Consider the following 15,658-nt stretch of genomic DNA (forward strand, 5'->3'; position numbering starts at 1 on the left):
TCAAGGTAGAAAGTTCGGCAGCATAGGGTCGGCACAGCGGCTCGCGCGCGACTGCCGCATGCTGCAGCCGAGTCGCTCGCCTTGCGACCTTGAGTAGCACGAGCCGGCGAATCAGGCCACTTGGCGCTGAGCCAACCAGGCCAGCAGCGCATCCAGGGGCATGGGTCGGGCATGCAAATAGCCCTGGATCAGATGGCAGCCGAGCTCCTGCAGGCGCTGCTGCTGCGCCTCGGTCTCGATGCCTTCGGCAATCACCTGCATGCCCAGCTGCTCGGCCAAGGAGATGATGGCGCGAGCAATGCGGGCGTCACCTTCGCCCAGCATGACAACGAAGGAACGGTCCAGCTTGAGAGTGGAAAAGGGCAGGCTCTGCAAGCGGTGCAGGGAGGAGTAGCCGGTGCCGAAATCATCGAGGTGCAGATGGAAGCCGGCGGCGGCCAGGGCGTCGAGCTGTTGCTTGGCGAAGTCGGCATTGCTGGCCAGGGCCGATTCGGTCAGCTCGAAGTGGATGCTGTCGCGGGACAGCCCGGCGCCATCGACCAGGCTGCACATCTGCTCGACCAAATGCCGGCTCATCAGCTGGCGCGGCGACAGGTTGACATTGACCACATGCCGGGCCTTGACGGCCAGCAGGGCCGGCAAGGCAGCGATCACCTTGCGCGCGACCGCAGCGCCGAGCTCATTGATCAGCCCGGTCTCCTCGGCCACAGGGATGAAACGCGTTGGCGAGCAATAGCCACCGTCCAGCGGCCAACGCGCCAGGGCCTCGAACATGGCGACCTCGCCGCTGCGCACATCGATGATGGGCTGGAACCAGACCTCGAGCTGATCCTGGCGCAGGCACTCACGCAGCTGCTGCTCCAGCAACATGCGTTCCTGCACATCGCCGAGCAAGGCGTCGTTGAACAAGCTGTAGCGGCCCTTGCCGGCGCGCTTGGCGGCATACATGGCCAGCTCGGCATTGCGCAGCAGATCGTCCTTGTTGAGCGCCTGGCCGGCTTGAGTGGCGACGTAGGCAATGCCAATGGAGCCGGTCACCGTGACCTCCAGGCCCTGGTAGCTGACCGGCTGGGCCAGGGCCTGCTGCACCCGGCGCACAAAGCTCAGCACGCCCAGCTCGCCCTTCTCGGCGACATAAATCAGGGCGAACTCGTCGCCGCCCAAACGCGTCACCACATCGGAAGCTCGCACCAGTTCTTTCAGCCTGCGCCCGGTCTGCACCAGCAGGTGGTTGCCCAGCTCATGGCCCAGGGAGTCGTTGAGCAGCTTGAAGTCGTCGAGGTCGATCAGCAGCAGGGCCAGGGTCAACTCGCGGTGCCGGGCCTGCTGACCGAGCAGATGATCGAGCTGCTCGTAGAGCTGGCGCCGGTTGCCCAGGCCGGTCAGCGCATCGGTGCGCACATCGCGCTCCAGCTCATCGCGCGCCTCGTCCAGGCTGCTGACCATGGTGTTGAGCGCCAAGGCCAGCTGATCCAGTTCGTCCTGGCCCTGCACCGGCCAGTGCGGCGGCGAGGCCGCAGCGCCATGGCGCTGCCGGCGTGCCAAGCGGGCAAAGTCGGCCAGGCGCCGCAGGATCAAGCGATCCAGCAAGAGCACGGCGGCTGCGGCTGCCAACAGCACCAGCACAAAGCTGTTCAGCAGCAGCACCAGCAGGCCGGTCTGGCGCTGCCGCTCCAGGGCCGGCGGCAGGTCCACCTGCAGCAGCAGCTCGCTCACGCCCAGCGCGTCGCGGATGGGCTGGGTGACTTGGGCCGCGCTGTTGTGCACCGGCGCCGCCGCCGCGCCCAGAGCCTCGGCGCGCGCCGGCAAGAAACGGAAGTCGACACCCGCGCCCTGCGAAAGCTCGCGCAGATTGGGCTCGTCCAGCACCTGAACCAGCACCAGCCAACCGACTTGGGGCGACAGTCGCTCGGCCCGGCGGACCGGGCTGAAGACCATCAGCAGGGGCTGGCCATCGGCCCAGCGCTTGGCATCACCGCCAATGCTGCGTCCGGCCAGGGCCGGGTCCATGACCAGGGCCCGCATGTGCTGCACCAGCGGCCGGCTTTCGTCGAGCCGCTCGCGCTGCCCTTCGCGCATCTCGACCCCAGCATGCAAATGCCCGTCGAGGGCCAAGAAGGCCACCGCGCTGACCTGCGCATTGCGCAAAGATTCGACGGTGAAGTTGACGCTCAGGAACTTCTCGTCCTGCTGCTCCATGAACGCGGCGGCGTCATCCCAGAAACCGTAGTCGCTTGCCACCCGCACCCGCGCGGTGACGTCTTGCTGGATGGCGGAGCTCACGCGCGCAACCCGCTCGCTGACCGCACGCTGCTCGAACTCAACCAGGCTGCGGTCCAGCATCCAGGCACTGGCAGCAAAGCTGAGTGCGCCCACCACGCAGAGCAGCAGCACCAGGATGCCCAAGGTCTTCAAGCGCAGGCTGCGACGACTCCAGAGGTACATGCGGTATCCGGCGAAGGTGCGGTGGTCTTGGCTGTCGCCAAGGCGGCTGAGCGCATCTTAGGGGCGCCCAGCAGCTCGTCAAAACATGGGGCGCAGTGGACGCGCCGCAGCGCTCAGGCCGTGCCCGCCAACACCCGGCTGATGGGGCTGACGCCACCCGCTTCCATCAAGGCCGTATGGATGGCGGCCACCAGTTGCTCTTCGAGCACCGGTTTGTGCAGCAACACCAAGCCCGCGGCATGAGCTTCACGCAGGCGCTCGGGCGCGGTGTCGCCGGTGATCAGCACGGCCGGCAGACCGGGCAAGGCATTGCGCAGGCTGTTCAGGGCCGAGATGCCGTCGTCGCCGTCGCGCAGGCGGAAATCGGTCAGGACGATGTCGGGGCGGCGCACCATGCACTTGAGCAAGGCCTCACGCGTGCTGCCAGTGGTGACGACCTCGCAGCCATGGCTGCTCAGCAAGGCCCTCATGGCCTCGCGAACCGGCGCCTCGTCGTCCAGCACCAGCACGTAAAGATGCGGCAAACGCCTTGCCGTGTCGGCCGGCGCCAGCTCGGGCACGCCGCTGCCTTCGGCCGCGGCGATGCTGAGGCTGAAGCAGCTGCCCTGGCCGAGCGTGGAACAGAGATGCAGCGGCAGGTCCAGCAGGTCGACCATGCGGCTGACGATGGACAGGCCCAGACCCAGGCCCTTGGCACGGTCGCGCTCGGCATTGCCGATTTGGTAGAACTCTTCGAAGATGCGCGCCTGCTCGGCCGGCGCGATACCGCGCCCGGTGTCGCGGACATTGATGCGCCAGATCAGATCCTCGCCGTCCTCGTCGTCGGTCTCGGCCACCACCTCGACATGCACGCCGCCCTGGTCGGTGTACTTGATCGCGTTGTCGATCAGATTGCGCAGCACCCGCTCCAGCAGCAAGGGGTCGGTGTCCACATAGACAGCGGCCGGGCAGTCCAGCTTCAGGCTCAAGCCCTTGCCTTCGGCCGTCTGCGCCATTTCCTGGCACAGGCGCTGCAGCCAGCTGCTCAGGCAGAACACCTGGTTGGCCACCGGCACCACCTGGGCATCGAGCTTGGAGATATCGAGCAGGCCATCCATCTGCGAAGCCAGGGACTGCAGGGCGAGGTTCATATGCCGGCCAATTTCGCTGCTCTCGCTGTCCAGCGGGCGCCGCACCAGGGCCGAGCCGAGCAGGGGCAGGGTGTGCATGGGCTGGCGCAGATCATGGCTGGCCGAGGCGAGGAAGCGGGTCTTGGCCTCCATGGCCTGCTCGGCCTTCTGCAAGGCCAGGCGCAGCTGCTGGTTGGTCTGGGCCTGCTGCTGGCGGATCAGCACCGACTCGACGAACACGCGGTAGGCATCGCGACCGAGGCTGGCCAGAATCCAGGCGAAGCCAAGAATCAGTGCGCCCAGAGCGACTTCCAGCCAGCTGCTGTCCCGGCCACCGGCATGCCAAACCAGCCAGGACAGGCTGTTGGCCAGGCTCACCGGCAGCAAAAAGGCCAAGAGCACCGGCGCATAGCCGGCCGTGGTCGCGACCGAGCCGGCACACAGGCCCAGCAGCAGCATGGTCTGCACCATGCGCTGGTAGTCATCAAAAAACGGCACGAAGCCCAAGGAAGCACTGAAGACCAGACCGTTGAGCAGGCTCAAGCCAATGGCAGCGTGCAGGCGGCGCGTCAGGGACAGATGGCGCCAGCTGGCCAAGCGGCCCAGGCCCCACCAGCGCAGCGCCAGCACGGCCAGCACCACGGCCAGCCAGAGCAGGGTCAGCCAGTGGCCGCTGCCCTGCCAGGCCATCACGCTGATCACCGCGGCGCTGATGCCCACCGGATAGGGCATGCGACGGCCTTGCTGCGCCAGCAGGCGCAGCAACTCCTCGTCAACACTGGCCTGTTCGGCCTCGATCGGTCGGTTCATGAAAAAGAGGCTGCCCGCAGGGCGATCACCAGGTGCTAACGATCAACGCGGTGCCACCAAGTGCATGCCGGTGATCAGGGCGCGCAGGCGCAGCTGATCGCTGTCCAGCCGGCGCATTTGGGCGCGGACATTGGCGCGCTCCTCGTCGGTCTTGGCATTGCGCAAGACCTGCTCCAGGCGCTGCAGCTCGCCGTCATTGCGTTGCACTTGCTGCTGCAGGGCGTAGAGATGCTGGCCCAGCTGGTAATGGTTCATGAAGGCGTCTTCGCCGGCCTGGCCGCGGCAGCCGCCCCAGTAGGTCTGGTTGCGCGAGCCCTCGCGCCAACCCGAGCTGGCCGTGCAAAAGCTGCGAATGCCTTGCTCCCAGGCCTGATTCCAGGCGGCGCGATCGGGTGCGACACCGATCTTGGCGCAGGCCTCCACATGGTCATCCAGGCGCTGCGCGCTGCGGCCTTCGCGCCCGTCGGCCAGGCCGCGGGCCGACCAGTCGGCCTGCCGGCATTGAGATTCGCTCATGCTGGCGCAGCCGCTCAGCGCGAATGCCAGCAGCAGACAGACCGTCGCGCCGGCGGCACGGTGACAAAGCATGTTTTTCATGGGCAGGATGCTAGCCCAAGGACAAGGGCCGGAACGCGAGTTTCGTCAAGCCAACATCACGCGCGCGGGTTGCCGTGCATCTTGCAACACCCCGTCGAGCAGGTCGAGGTAATAAGCCAGGGGCGGCGTGCGCTTGCCCGGGTGCTTGGCCAAGTCATCCCAGCGACGCAGCTGGATGGCGCGCGAGGCCTGCGGCTGGGCCAGGAAGAGCAAGCGCTCCTCGGCGTTCATGCGCCCGCCCTGCAAGGACAGCGAATGCAGGGAGGCCGCCGACAAGCTCTCGGCATAGGCCGGGTCACTGCCGACCAGAAAGCGCTTGGCCTGCACATGGAGGCGGATGGGCTCCAGCACCTCGGCGCCGAAGCCGCCGCTGGACAGCAGCACCAAGGCGCGGCTTTCATGCTGGTCATCGTGCAGCACCGCCTCGGCTGGCGCGTCGAGCAGCTGGCCGAGATCGTGCAGAAAGGCAGCCGCCACCAAGGCATTGTCGGCATGGGCCCATTCGGCCAGCTGCGCACATTGCAGCGCGTGCTCAAGCGCACTCACGGCCTCACGGCGCTCCAGGCGCTGACCCGTGTACAACAAGGCGCCACGGCGCTGAAACAGGGCTTCGATCTTTCTGACGACGTCCATGGCAGGCACTCCGGTAAACACAACTTCCAGTGGCAGGCATCTTGCGCCCGCCACCGTGACCGCCGCGTGACGCGGCTGTGAGCGAGCCGTGAAGGTGAAGAATGACCTAGGGCGGCATTCAAATTCCCTGAACCCTGGCATCAAGCGCCATGAACCGCCGGGCCGAAGTCACGGCGCACACTGCCGACATCGCGACACACCGGCGCCACGCGCCAGCCCGCCATGACGACTTCAGCAACTGCTTACGCCCCTGACTCCGCTGTACAGCGCTACAGCCCGCTGGCCATGGCCTTGCACTGGCTGCTGGCCGTACTGATCATCGCCACCTTCGGCTTCGGGGTGTACATGGCCGACCTGCCCTTCTCGCCCAGCCGCATCAAGCTCTACAGCTGGCACAAATGGGCCGGCGTGACCATCCTGCTGCTGTCCACCGTTCGCTTGCTCTGGCGCCTGGGCCACCGACCGCCCGCCGATGCACCCATGCCGGCCTGGCAGGCTCGCGCCGCGCACGCCACCCATCTGCTGCTTTACCTGCTGTTCTTTGCCGTGCCTCTGGCGGGCTGGGCCTACAGCTCGGCGGCCGGCTTCCCCATCGTCTGGTTCGGCGTGTTGCCCCTGCCCGACTTTGTGCCGGTGGACAAGGCCCTGGCCGACACCCTCAAGGAAACCCACAAGCTGCTGGCCTTCGCCATGGCCGGCCTGGTGCTGATGCACATTGCCGCGGCCCTGAAACACCAACTGCTGGACCGCGACGGCCTGCTGCTGCGCATGATGCCGGCGCGCCGCTGAACCCAACCGAAAGCCCGAGCCATGAAATCCACACGATTGATGCACGCCCTGCTGGCCGCCAGCCTGTTCACAGCCCTGCCCGCCAGCTGGGCGCAGAGCAAACCTGCGGCCACCAAGCCCTCGGCCCCAGCGGCGGCGGCCGTGGCCGCCACGCCTCAGCTGCAGGCCGCGGGCAGCGAGTTGCTGTTCGTCAGCCGCCAGATGGGCGTGCCGGTGGAAGGCCGCTTCAAGAAGTTCGACGCCCAGCTTGCCTTCGACCCCAAGAAGCCCGAGACCGGCCGGGTCACCTTCAGCATCGAGCTGGCCAGCGCCAGCATCGGCGCACCCGAGTTCGACGCGGAACTGGCCAAGGCCGCCTGGTTCGACAGCAAGCGCCTGCCCCAGGCCAGCTTCCAGAGCAGTGCCATCAAGGCCATGGGCGGCGGCAAGTTCGAGGTCAGCGGCAAACTCAGCATCAAGGGCCAGAGCCGGGACCTGAGCGTGCCCATCAGCCTGACCCAAGCCAGCGGCGTGACCACGGCCACCGGCGCCTTCGTGCTCAAGCGTCTGGAATTCAAGATCGGTGACGGCGAATGGGCCGACACCTCCATGGTCGCCAACGAGGTGCAAGTGAAGTTCAAGCTGCTGTTCAGCGGCATCGCACCGCTCTGAGGCCGACCGCCGCCACGTTTCCCTCCTGAAAACCACCGTCCACCCTGCTTTTTACCCAAGGAAGTCCCGAGATGAAAAAGACCCTGATCGCCGCCCTGACCCTGGCCACCGCCGGCTTCGCGCAAGCTGAATCGGCCACCTACGCCATCGAGCCGACCCACACCTACGCCACCTTCGAGATCTCGCACTTCGGCGTGTCCACCAACCGCGGTCGCTTCGACAAGAAGGAAGGCACGGTCACCCTGGACCGCGCTGCCAAGACCGGCCGCGTTGAGCTGACCCTGCAGATGGCCAGCATCAACAGCGGCTCGGCCGCCTTCGACAAGCACCTGCAAAGCGAAGACATCTTCGACGCCGCCAAGTTCGCCACCGCCAAGTTCGTGGGCGACAAGTTCAGCTTCGCTGGTGACAAGGTCACCGAGGTGGCCGGCGAGCTGACCCTCAAGGGCAAGACCGCCCCGGTCACGCTCAAGGCCGTCGGTTTCGGCTGCTATCAAAGCCCCATGCTCAAGCGCGAAGTCTGCGGTGGCGACTTTGAAGCCACCATCGACCGCACCCAATGGGGCGTGGACTACGGCCTGGCCTGGGGCTTCCCCAAGACCGTCAAGCTGGTGATCCAGGTGGAAGCCGTCAAGCAGTAATTCGGCACCGACGCCCGACCGCCTGCCCGCCCGCCGAGCCCTCGGCCGGCGGGCTTTTTCATGGCGCTTCGTGAAGTCCGTCACAGAGGGCCGCAAGCGGCTTGGCGGTGGCTTCTGTACAGCCTGCCGGACTGTCGCCCGTTCCTGCAATTCAGCCGTCCGCCCACACGGTGTGTCGCGGGCACATCGCCCGCCCGGTGCGGCTTGCGTACAGTGCGAGCAAAGACCCAAGGTATTCCCCAAGCCCATGCCCCCCTCGCCCGCCTCATCTCCGACGCCCTACCAACGCTGGCAGCAGATCTCCGCGCTGGTGCTGCGCTGGTTTCACATCTACGCCGGCTGGCTGGTCAGCATCAGCTGGAAGAACTTCATCATCCTCGCGGTGCTGCTGCTGATCGGCGCCAATATGGTGTCGAATCTGCCACCCTTCACCTGGCGCATCACCGAACAGGTCGAGGAAAGCTCCGTGCCGCGCAGCAAGCTGCCGCGCCTGCCGCCGGCGCACAAGGCCGAAAAGCCGGAGAAAGCCGAGAAGGCGGCCAAGCCCGCCGACAGCCGCGGCATCCATTACGAGATCAGCATCGACGAGCGCGGCGTGCGCGTGGTGCCCAAGGAAAAGGGTAGCGACAAGAGCGGTGACAAGGCCGCATCGGAGGCCGCCGGCGAGGAAGGCGGTGTGAACATCCCCTTCCCCGCCTCGGGCGATCGCGCCGAAATCCGCCGGGCTGTCGAGGAAGCCCGAGCCTCACTGGAAAAGATTGCCGAAAACGCCCGCGACGCCCAGGAGCGCGCCGAGCAGGAAGCCCAGGAGGCGCTGGACGCCAAACAGGCCGCCGAAGAAGTGCGCGCGGAAACCGAGCGCCTGATCGAGCAGGCGCAGAACAGCGGCCCGCAGTCACGTGTGCGAGTCATCCATTTCGGTGACTTCCTGGTCGACCTGGCCGCGCTCTGGGTGCTGGGCTCGGTGCTGATCAAAATCACCTACAAGGGCCGCATCCAGGCCGAGGTGAAAGCCGCCCAGGCGACCGAGACGGCCGAGGCCGAGTCGCTCAAGCGCCAGGTCATCGAGGCACGCATGGCCGCCATGCAGGCGCAGGTGGAGCCGCACTTCCTCTTCAACACCCTGGCCTCCATCGACCATCTGATCGAAACCGACCCGCCGCGCGCATCGCAGATGCAGAAGAATCTGATCGCCCTGCTGCGCGCCTCCATGCCCACGATGCGCGAAGCCAACGCCAGCGGCGTGCGCGATCTGGGCCGCGAACTGGCCGTCATCAAGCCCTACCTTGAAATCCTGCAGATGCGCATGGAAGAACGGCTGCAGACCGAGATCGCCGTGCCGGAGGGCCTGCTGTCGGCCGAGTTCCCGCCCATGATGATCCAGAGCCTGGTCGAGAACGCGATCAAGCATGGTCTGGAGCCCAAGGCCGAGGGCGGCAGTCTGCTGGTCAAGGCCGAAGTCACGCATGGCAAGCTGGCCGTGACCGTGGCCGACACCGGCCTGGGCTTTGGCCGCGCGGCCACCGCCGGCACCGGCGTGGGCCTGGCCAATATCCGCGAGCGCTTGATGATCCTCTACGGCTCGCGCGCCAGCGTCACCGTCACCGAAAACCAACCCAGCGGCACCGTGGTGACCATCACCGTGCCTTACCGCAGCCGTGCCGACGATCAACAAGGAGCATCCGCATGAAGAGCTTTGCCAAATTCACTCTGGCCCTGAGCCTGGTTCTCGCCCTGGTGGCTGCGGTGTCAGGCATCTGGCTGTGGCAGGAGATGCTGGCCCACCCGGGCGTCAGCGTCAGCATCAACGGTGAAGACCTGGGCCTGCAGGAACTCGGACTGCACGAGTTCGGCGCCGGCCACTGGGGCGAACTCGTGCTGGGCGGCTTGGCCGTGGGCTTTGTGATGGTGTTCGTCCTGCCCTTTGTGCTGCTGCTCGGCGTCGGCCTGCCGCTGCTGATTGTCGGCGGCGTGCTGCTCGGTGTCCTGGGCATGGGCCTGGCGGCCATGTTCAGCGTCGGCGCCTTGCTGGGTTCGCCCTTCATCCTGCTGGGCCTGCTGATCTGGCTGCTGCTGCGCGACCGCCGTACCAAACCGCAAGCCCGTGCTTGAAGCCCGAATCCCGACATAACATCCGCGCATGAACACGCCGAACACCTCCAACGCCCCCACCCGCGTGCGCGCCATCCTGGCCGACGACGAACGCCTGATGCGCGAGCAGCTGCGCAGCCGACTGACCGAGGTCTGGCCCGACCTGGACATCGTGGCCGAGGCCAAGAACGGGCTGGAAGCGGTGGAGCTGGTGCGCGAGCACCGGCCGGATCTGGTGTTCCTGGACATTCGCATGCCGGGTCTGACCGGCGTGGACGCCGCGCGCCAGATCGCCCAGCTGCCCGAGGATGACAGTTGGCTGGTGCCCGAGATCGTCTTCATCACCGCCTACGACCAGTACGCTGTCGAAGCCTTCGAACAAGGCGTGGCCGACTATGTGCTCAAGCCCGCCGAACGCGAGCGCCTGCTGGTGACGGTGGAGCGCATCAAGAAGCGCCTGGCCCAGCGCAGCGAGGCCGCCGTGCCCGACACCGCCGAGCCGGCCGGCGCACCGCTGCAGCAACTGCTGCACAAGCTTTCCGGTCAACTCAACCCTGGCACCAAGCCCGACTATCTGCAGTGGATCCAGGCCACGGTGGGCCCGGCCATCCAGATGATCCCGGTCGAGGACGTGCTGTTCTTCATCAGCGATGAAAAGTACACCCGGGTGCAGACCGCCCGGGTCGAGGCCCTGATCCGCAAGCCCATCAAGGAACTGGTGGACGAGCTCGACCCCAGCCTGTTCTGGCAGATCCACCGCTCCACCCTGGTCAATGCCCGCGCCATCGATGGCATCACGCGCGACTTCCGCGGCCGCCAGATGGTGGGCGTCAAGGGCCTGAGCGAAAAGCTCGAAGTCAGCCGCAGCTACACGCATCTGTTCAAGGGCATGTAAGCCCGGCGGCCTTGCAGATGGGCCGCTAGGTTCTGCTTCCGGCACTGAATCGTCGTTCGCTGAGTTTTGAATACGAACGCAGAGTGCGTGGAGGCTCGCAGAGGTCGCGGAAAAGAGAGCAGGATTTCTAGTCTCAGCGTCCTCTGCGGTCCTCAGCGAGCTCTGCGTGCTGAAACTTCTCCGCGAACGACGGTTCTGTGCCGCCAGTAGACCTTCGCAACCTCATCTCACCCCCATCCCGCCCCGATTGACAATCCGTCAATTGAGATTAAAGTGATATCACCTTTAATCGGAGGACGCGATGAGAACCCAGCAAGAATTTCGCACCGAAACGGCCGCACGCACACACAGCGGCGCCCTGGCCGTGACCCTGGCGCTGATCGGCCTGGCCGGCGGCACCGCCCTGGTGATCAGCACGGTCAGCCTGGGGCCCTGGGCCTTGCTGCCCGGCTTGGCCCTGGTGCTGGTCGGCATCCTGGCCTTGGCCGGCCTCTATATGCAGCAGCCCAATGAAGCGCGCATCCTGACCCTGTTCGGCCGTTACTGCGGCAGCGACCGCCGCGAAGGCCTGCGCTGGGCCAACCCGTTGATGCTCAAGCGCAAAATTTCGCTGCGCTCGCGCAATTTCAATGCGCCCACGCTCAAGGTCAATGACAAGCGCGGCAACCCGGTGGAGATCAGCGCGGCCGTGGTCTGGCGGGTGCGCGACACAGCGCGCGCGGTCTTCGAGGTCGACGATTTCGAAGTCTATGTGCGCATCCAAGCCGAAGCGGCCATCCGCCATCTGGCGGCGCAATTCGCCTACGACGAGGGCGACGACATCCACTCCGGCGAGATCACCTTGCGCGCCGGCCAGGACGAGGTGGCTGCCGCCCTGGTCAAGCAATTGCAGGAACGCTTCGGTGATGCCGGCGTCGAAGTGCAGGACGCCAAGATCACCCACCTGGCCTACGCACCCGAGATCGCCCAGGTGATGCTGCGCCGCCAGCAGGCCGAGGCCATCATCAGCGCCCGCAAGAAGATCGTCATCGGCGCGGTCAGCATGGTGGAAGAGGCGCTCAAGGGTTTGAGCGAGCGTGCCATCGTCGAGCTCGACGACGAGCGCAAGGCCGCCATGGTCTCCAACCTGCTGGTCGTGCTGTGCTCGGACAAGGAGACGCAGCCCATCATCAACACCGGCACCTTGTACAACTGACAGGCCGCGCCGAGGGAGGAACGCCATGAACCCGAGCCTGAACGAGCGGCACGCCTCGAAGCATGAGGAATGGATCTGGCGCGAAAGCCAGCCCATGTGGCTTTTGTTCGCCCTGCTGCTGCCCATCGCATTGGGCGGCCTGACCCTGAGCTGGAGTGGTACGGGCGACCGGCCCCTGCCGGTCGCCGCCGCCGCTTGGATCTGCGCCGCCCATCTGTTGGCCCTGTTGCTGCTGGGCCGCCTGGTGACCGAGGTGCGCAGCGACCGCCTGGTCTGGCATTTCGGCTGGCTGGGCTGGCCGCGCTGGCAGTTGCGTTTCGAGGAGATCGAGCGCGTCGAGCTGACGCGCAACCGCGCGCTCGAGGGCCTGGGCATTCGCTTCACCAGCAGTGGCCGGCTTTACAACGCCCACGGGCTCTCGGCGCTGCGCTTGAAGCTGCGCGATGGCCGCCAACTGCGCCTGGGAACCCAGCAAGGCCAGCGCCTGCTGCAAGCCCTGGAGCCACGGCTGCAACGGCCGCCGCAACGGCGCTGAGCCCATGGCCAGCCCCGACAAAAAGAGCTTCGCCCTGCGCCTGGACCCGGCGCTCTGGGCGGAGATCGAGCGCCTGGCAGCGCAGGAGCTGCGCTCGGCCAATGCGCAGATCGAGTATTTGCTGCGCGAGGCCCTGGCGCGGCGCGGCATCAAGCCGGCGGTGAACCGCAGCCCGCGCGGCCGGCCGCCCAAAGAAGGCGGCAGCGGCGGCGAGGACACAGACGCCGGCGAGCCTTGATCGATCAGCCGCCCGGTTTCTCGACCTGTGCCGCCTGCGCAGCATTGGACGCGGCGCCCTTGGCAGCGAAGGTCTCGCGCAGTCGCTTGAGCTTCTCGCGCGGGTCTTCCTTGCCCGAGCCTTCGTTCAAGCGCATCTCGGTGATGAAGCGGCTGGGCACGCCCATCACCAGCTCACGGTTCTTCTTGCGCCGCCGCAAAGTGCTGACGGCCAAGGTGGTGCGCGCCCGCGTGATGCCCACATACATCAGGCGCCGCTCTTCTTCCAGGCGCTGGGCGGTCATGTCCTCGTCATCGGCCTTGAAGGGCAGCAGGCCTTCGTTGACGCTGGCCAGAAACACATGCGGCCACTCCAGGCCCTTGGACGCATGCAGCGTCGTCAGAGTGACCTGGTCCTGTTCTTCATTGCGCTCGGACAGGGAGATGATGACGCTGATGGTCTGCGCCACCTGCAGCACCGACTCCTTCTGCGCCTCGATGGTTGTGCCGCCGTCATTGGTGACCTGGCCGCCGCAGCGCTTGGCCACCCAATCGACAAAGTCGAGCACATTGTTCCAGCGCGCCATACCGACCTTCTCGTTCTCCTCGCTCTCGATCAGGTGCTGCTCGTAGCCGATGTCCTTGAGCCACTCCAGCAGCAGCGCCTTGGCCGGCTCGGCGCCCTCGGTGTGGCGGGCCCGGTATTCCAGCTCGTTGACATAACGGCCAAATTCGTGGAGCGAGCCGATCGCCTTCTTGCTCAGCACCGCCGCCAGGCTCTCGGCGAACAAGGCCTCGTACATGCTGCATTTCCACTGCCCAGCAAACTGACTCAGCGCGCCCAGGGTCTGGTGGCCGATGCCGCGCTTAGGGGTGGTGATGGCGCGCAGGAATGCCGGGTCATCGTCCTGGTTGACCAGCAGGCGCAGCCAGGCACACAAGTCCTTGATCTCGCTCTTGTCGAAAAAGCTCTGGCCGCCCGAGACCTTGTAGGGGATGTTGGCGCGGCGCAGGGCCTGTTCGAAGATGCGCGCCTGGTGGTTGGCGCGGTAAAGGATGGCGAACTCCTTGAAGTCCTTGGCCTTGCCATCGCCGCGCAAGGCCTGGATGCGCGCCACGGCGCGCTCGGCCTCATGTTCCTCGCCGTCCGACTCGATCAGGCTGACCGGCTCGCCATCGCCGAAATCGCTCCACAGCTTCTTTTCGAACAGCTTGGGGTTGGTGGCGATGACATTGTTGGCCGCGCGCAAGATGGCGCCGGTGGAGCGGTAGTTCTGCTCCAGCGGAATCACCTTCAGGTGCGGATAGTCGACCGGCAGGCGTTTGAGGTTTTCAATGGTGGCGCCGCGCCAGCCGTAGATGCTCTGGTCGTCATCGCCCACGGCGGTGAACATGGCGCGCGGACCGACCAGCACCTTGAGCAGGTCGTACTGCACGGCATTGGTGTCCTGGTACTCGTCCACCAGCACATAGCGCAGCTGGTCCTGCCAACGGCCGCGCGCCTCGGCGTCCTCGCTGAGCAGACGCAGCGGCAGGCTGATCAGGTCATCGAAGTCCACCGCCTGGTAAGCAGCCAGGCGCTCCTGGTAGCGCTCCATGACGACGGCCGCGGCGCGTTCGTTGTCGTCGCGGGCCATGGCCATGGCCTGCTTGGGCGTCAGGCCCTGGTTCTTCCACATCGAGATGGTCCACTGCCAGGATTTCGCCTGGTTGGCGTCGACCGTGCCGCCGGCGTCGCGCAAAAGACCCAGCACATCGTCGCTGTCGAGAATGGAGAACTGCTCCTTCAGACCGACACGCGTGCCCTCCTGGCGCAAGATGCGCACGCCCAGCGAGTGGAAGGTGGAAATCACAAGATCCTTGGCCGCGCGCGGGCCGATCAGGCTCTTGGCACGCTCACGCATCTCCTGCGATGCCTTGTTCGTGAAGGTGATGGCGCCGATGTGCTTGGCCGCATAGCCGGCTTGCAGCAGGCGCGCAATCTTTTGCGTGATGACGCTGGTCTTGCCCGAGCCGGCGCCCGCAATCACCAGGCAAGGACCATCCAAATGGTGGACGGCCTGGAGCTGGGCGGGGTTGAGCTTGGAGGCGGGCTTGGCGGACATGGCGAGCGGAGGGGAGAACGGGCGATGATAGCCATTCGTGGCCGCTGCCCGGCCCGCCGCCCATAAACTGCCCCGCATGCCGATGACCGCGCGCCTCCGCTCCACCGTCCTGCTGCTCTGCGGCCTGCTTTGCGGGGCGCTCGGCAGTGCAGTCCAAGCCCGGGACCTGCTGGCCGTGGGCACACAGTTCCCACGTGTCCTGGAGCTGGACTCCAAAGGGCAGGCGCGCGGCATGGCCGTGGACCTGTTGAACAGGGCCGCGGCGCAGCAAGGTCACAGCCTGCGTTTCGAGATCCTGCCCTGGGCGCGGGCCCAGCTGATGGTGGAGCAAGGCCAGGCCGACGTCTTGATCGGCCCCTACCGCAGCCCGGAACGCCTGGGCCGTTTCCTGTTCTCGCAGCTGGCTTTCTATGAGGATGCCCTGGTCTTCTACGCCAGCCCGGCCAAGGCCGAGCTGTGGCGCGGTGACTGGAACAGCTTGTCCGGGCGCTCGGTCGGCCTGGTCCTGGGCTGGGCCTATGGCGAAGCCGTCGAGCATGCCCGCAGCAAGCTGCAGATCAGCAACCCCGGCGACGTCGCCACTGGTCTGCGCATGCTGCAACGCGGTCGCATCGAACTGCTGGCCAGCAACGAGCGCAACACCACGCCAGTGCTGGAGGCCCTGGGCCTGACGCAGCAGTTTGTGCCCTTGCAGCCGCCGATCGCCGTGCAGGCCGGCCACTTCGCCTACCCTCGCAACGCCCAAGGCGAAGCGCTGCGACTGGACCTGGACCACAGCCTGGAGACACTGCGCAGCTCGGGCGTGCTGCGTGAGTTGGGGCGGCAATGGGGGGTAAGAGTTCCAGACTGAGCTCGAGCCACAAGGCATGAGCCGGGTGGAAGGCTGGCTGAAGCTGCGAACGTACGCCAATCGAAAAGCTGCAGGCATAGGCGTCACGGAAACTGA

The 15,658-nt window shown here is 66.3% G+C and carries 15 protein-coding genes; 10 read left to right on the top strand and 5 right to left on the bottom strand.

Translation table 11 applies throughout. The features are described from left to right. Positions 1 to 111: 111 nt before the first annotated feature. The 4 genes from LNV28_RS11835 to LNV28_RS11850 all read right to left on the bottom strand — a co-directional run bounded on the left by LNV28_RS11835 (position 112) and on the right by LNV28_RS11850 (position 5,594). Positions 112 to 2,445, bottom strand: a complete 2,334-nt coding sequence (locus LNV28_RS11835) for a putative bifunctional diguanylate cyclase/phosphodiesterase (protein WP_263517753.1) — start codon at positions 2,443 to 2,445, stop codon at positions 112 to 114. A gap of 113 nt (positions 2,446 to 2,558) precedes the next feature. Next, positions 2,559 to 4,364, bottom strand: a complete 1,806-nt coding sequence (locus LNV28_RS11840) for an ATP-binding response regulator (protein WP_263568955.1) — start codon at positions 4,362 to 4,364, stop codon at positions 2,559 to 2,561. Between the two features lie 42 nt (positions 4,365 to 4,406). Next, entirely contained in the window at positions 4,407 to 4,961 is a 555-nt protein-coding gene (locus LNV28_RS11845) for a DUF2799 domain-containing protein (RefSeq protein ID WP_263517755.1), read from the bottom strand. A 45-nt stretch (positions 4,962 to 5,006) separates the two neighbouring features. Then, positions 5,007 to 5,594, bottom strand: coding sequence for an HD domain-containing protein (locus LNV28_RS11850; RefSeq protein WP_263517756.1), 588 nt, complete (start codon positions 5,592 to 5,594; stop codon positions 5,007 to 5,009). A gap of 222 nt (positions 5,595 to 5,816) precedes the next feature. On the opposite strand from LNV28_RS11850, the gene LNV28_RS11855 reads away from it, so the two are divergent. The 9 genes from LNV28_RS11855 (at position 5,817) to LNV28_RS11895 (ending at position 12,629) form a co-directional block, all read left to right on the top strand. Then, positions 5,817 to 6,383 carry a cytochrome b gene (locus LNV28_RS11855; protein ID WP_263517757.1) on the top strand — a complete coding sequence of 189 codons (567 nt, stop codon included), beginning with the start codon at positions 5,817 to 5,819 and terminating at the stop codon, positions 6,381 to 6,383. A 21-nt stretch (positions 6,384 to 6,404) separates the two neighbouring features. After that, positions 6,405 to 7,034, top strand: coding sequence for a YceI family protein (locus LNV28_RS11860; RefSeq protein ID WP_263517758.1), 630 nt, complete (start codon positions 6,405 to 6,407; stop codon positions 7,032 to 7,034). Between the two features lie 71 nt (positions 7,035 to 7,105). Then, positions 7,106 to 7,675 carry a YceI family protein gene (locus LNV28_RS11865; RefSeq protein WP_263517759.1) on the top strand — a complete coding sequence of 190 codons (570 nt, stop codon included), beginning with the start codon at positions 7,106 to 7,108 and terminating at the stop codon, positions 7,673 to 7,675. A 247-nt stretch (positions 7,676 to 7,922) separates the two neighbouring features. Next, on the top strand, positions 7,923 to 9,365 hold the full coding sequence (locus LNV28_RS11870; protein WP_263517760.1) for a sensor histidine kinase: 1,443 nt from the start codon (positions 7,923 to 7,925) through the stop codon (positions 9,363 to 9,365). Next, positions 9,362 to 9,787 (top strand): hypothetical protein, encoded by a 426-nt coding sequence (locus LNV28_RS11875; RefSeq protein WP_263517761.1) that lies wholly within the window; start codon positions 9,362 to 9,364, stop codon positions 9,785 to 9,787. Before LNV28_RS11870 ends, LNV28_RS11875 begins: the two co-directional genes overlap by 4 nt. Positions 9,788 to 9,815: 28 nt before the next feature. Beyond that, positions 9,816 to 10,661, top strand: a complete 846-nt coding sequence (locus LNV28_RS11880) for a LytR/AlgR family response regulator transcription factor (protein WP_263517762.1) — start codon at positions 9,816 to 9,818, stop codon at positions 10,659 to 10,661. 301 nt (positions 10,662 to 10,962) lie between these two features. Beyond that, the gene (locus tag LNV28_RS11885) at positions 10,963 to 11,856 is read left to right on the top strand and encodes an SPFH domain-containing protein (protein WP_263517763.1); all 894 of its coding nucleotides are present in this window, start codon (positions 10,963 to 10,965) and stop codon (positions 11,854 to 11,856) included. A 25-nt stretch (positions 11,857 to 11,881) separates the two neighbouring features. After that, entirely contained in the window at positions 11,882 to 12,391 is a 510-nt protein-coding gene (locus LNV28_RS11890; RefSeq protein WP_263517764.1) for a hypothetical protein, read from the top strand. Between the two features lie 4 nt (positions 12,392 to 12,395). Beyond that, positions 12,396 to 12,629, top strand: coding sequence for a type II toxin-antitoxin system antitoxin (locus LNV28_RS11895; protein WP_263517765.1), 234 nt, complete (start codon positions 12,396 to 12,398; stop codon positions 12,627 to 12,629). Between the two features lie 4 nt (positions 12,630 to 12,633). On the opposite strand, the gene LNV28_RS11900 is transcribed toward LNV28_RS11895, so the two are convergent. After that, positions 12,634 to 14,712, bottom strand: coding sequence for an ATP-dependent helicase (locus LNV28_RS11900; protein WP_263517766.1), 2,079 nt, complete (start codon positions 14,710 to 14,712; stop codon positions 12,634 to 12,636). A gap of 82 nt (positions 14,713 to 14,794) precedes the next feature. On the opposite strand from LNV28_RS11900, the gene LNV28_RS11905 reads away from it, so the two are divergent. Continuing rightward, positions 14,795 to 15,562: a substrate-binding periplasmic protein gene (locus LNV28_RS11905; RefSeq protein ID WP_263517767.1), complete on the top strand. Its 768-nt coding sequence runs from the start codon at positions 14,795 to 14,797 to the stop codon at positions 15,560 to 15,562. Positions 15,563 to 15,658: the final 96 nt, after the last annotated feature.

Source organism: Paucibacter sp. DJ2R-2, assembly GCF_025717675.1.
In the GTDB taxonomy this organism is placed as follows: Bacteria; Pseudomonadota; Gammaproteobacteria; order Burkholderiales; family Burkholderiaceae_C; genus Paucibacter_A.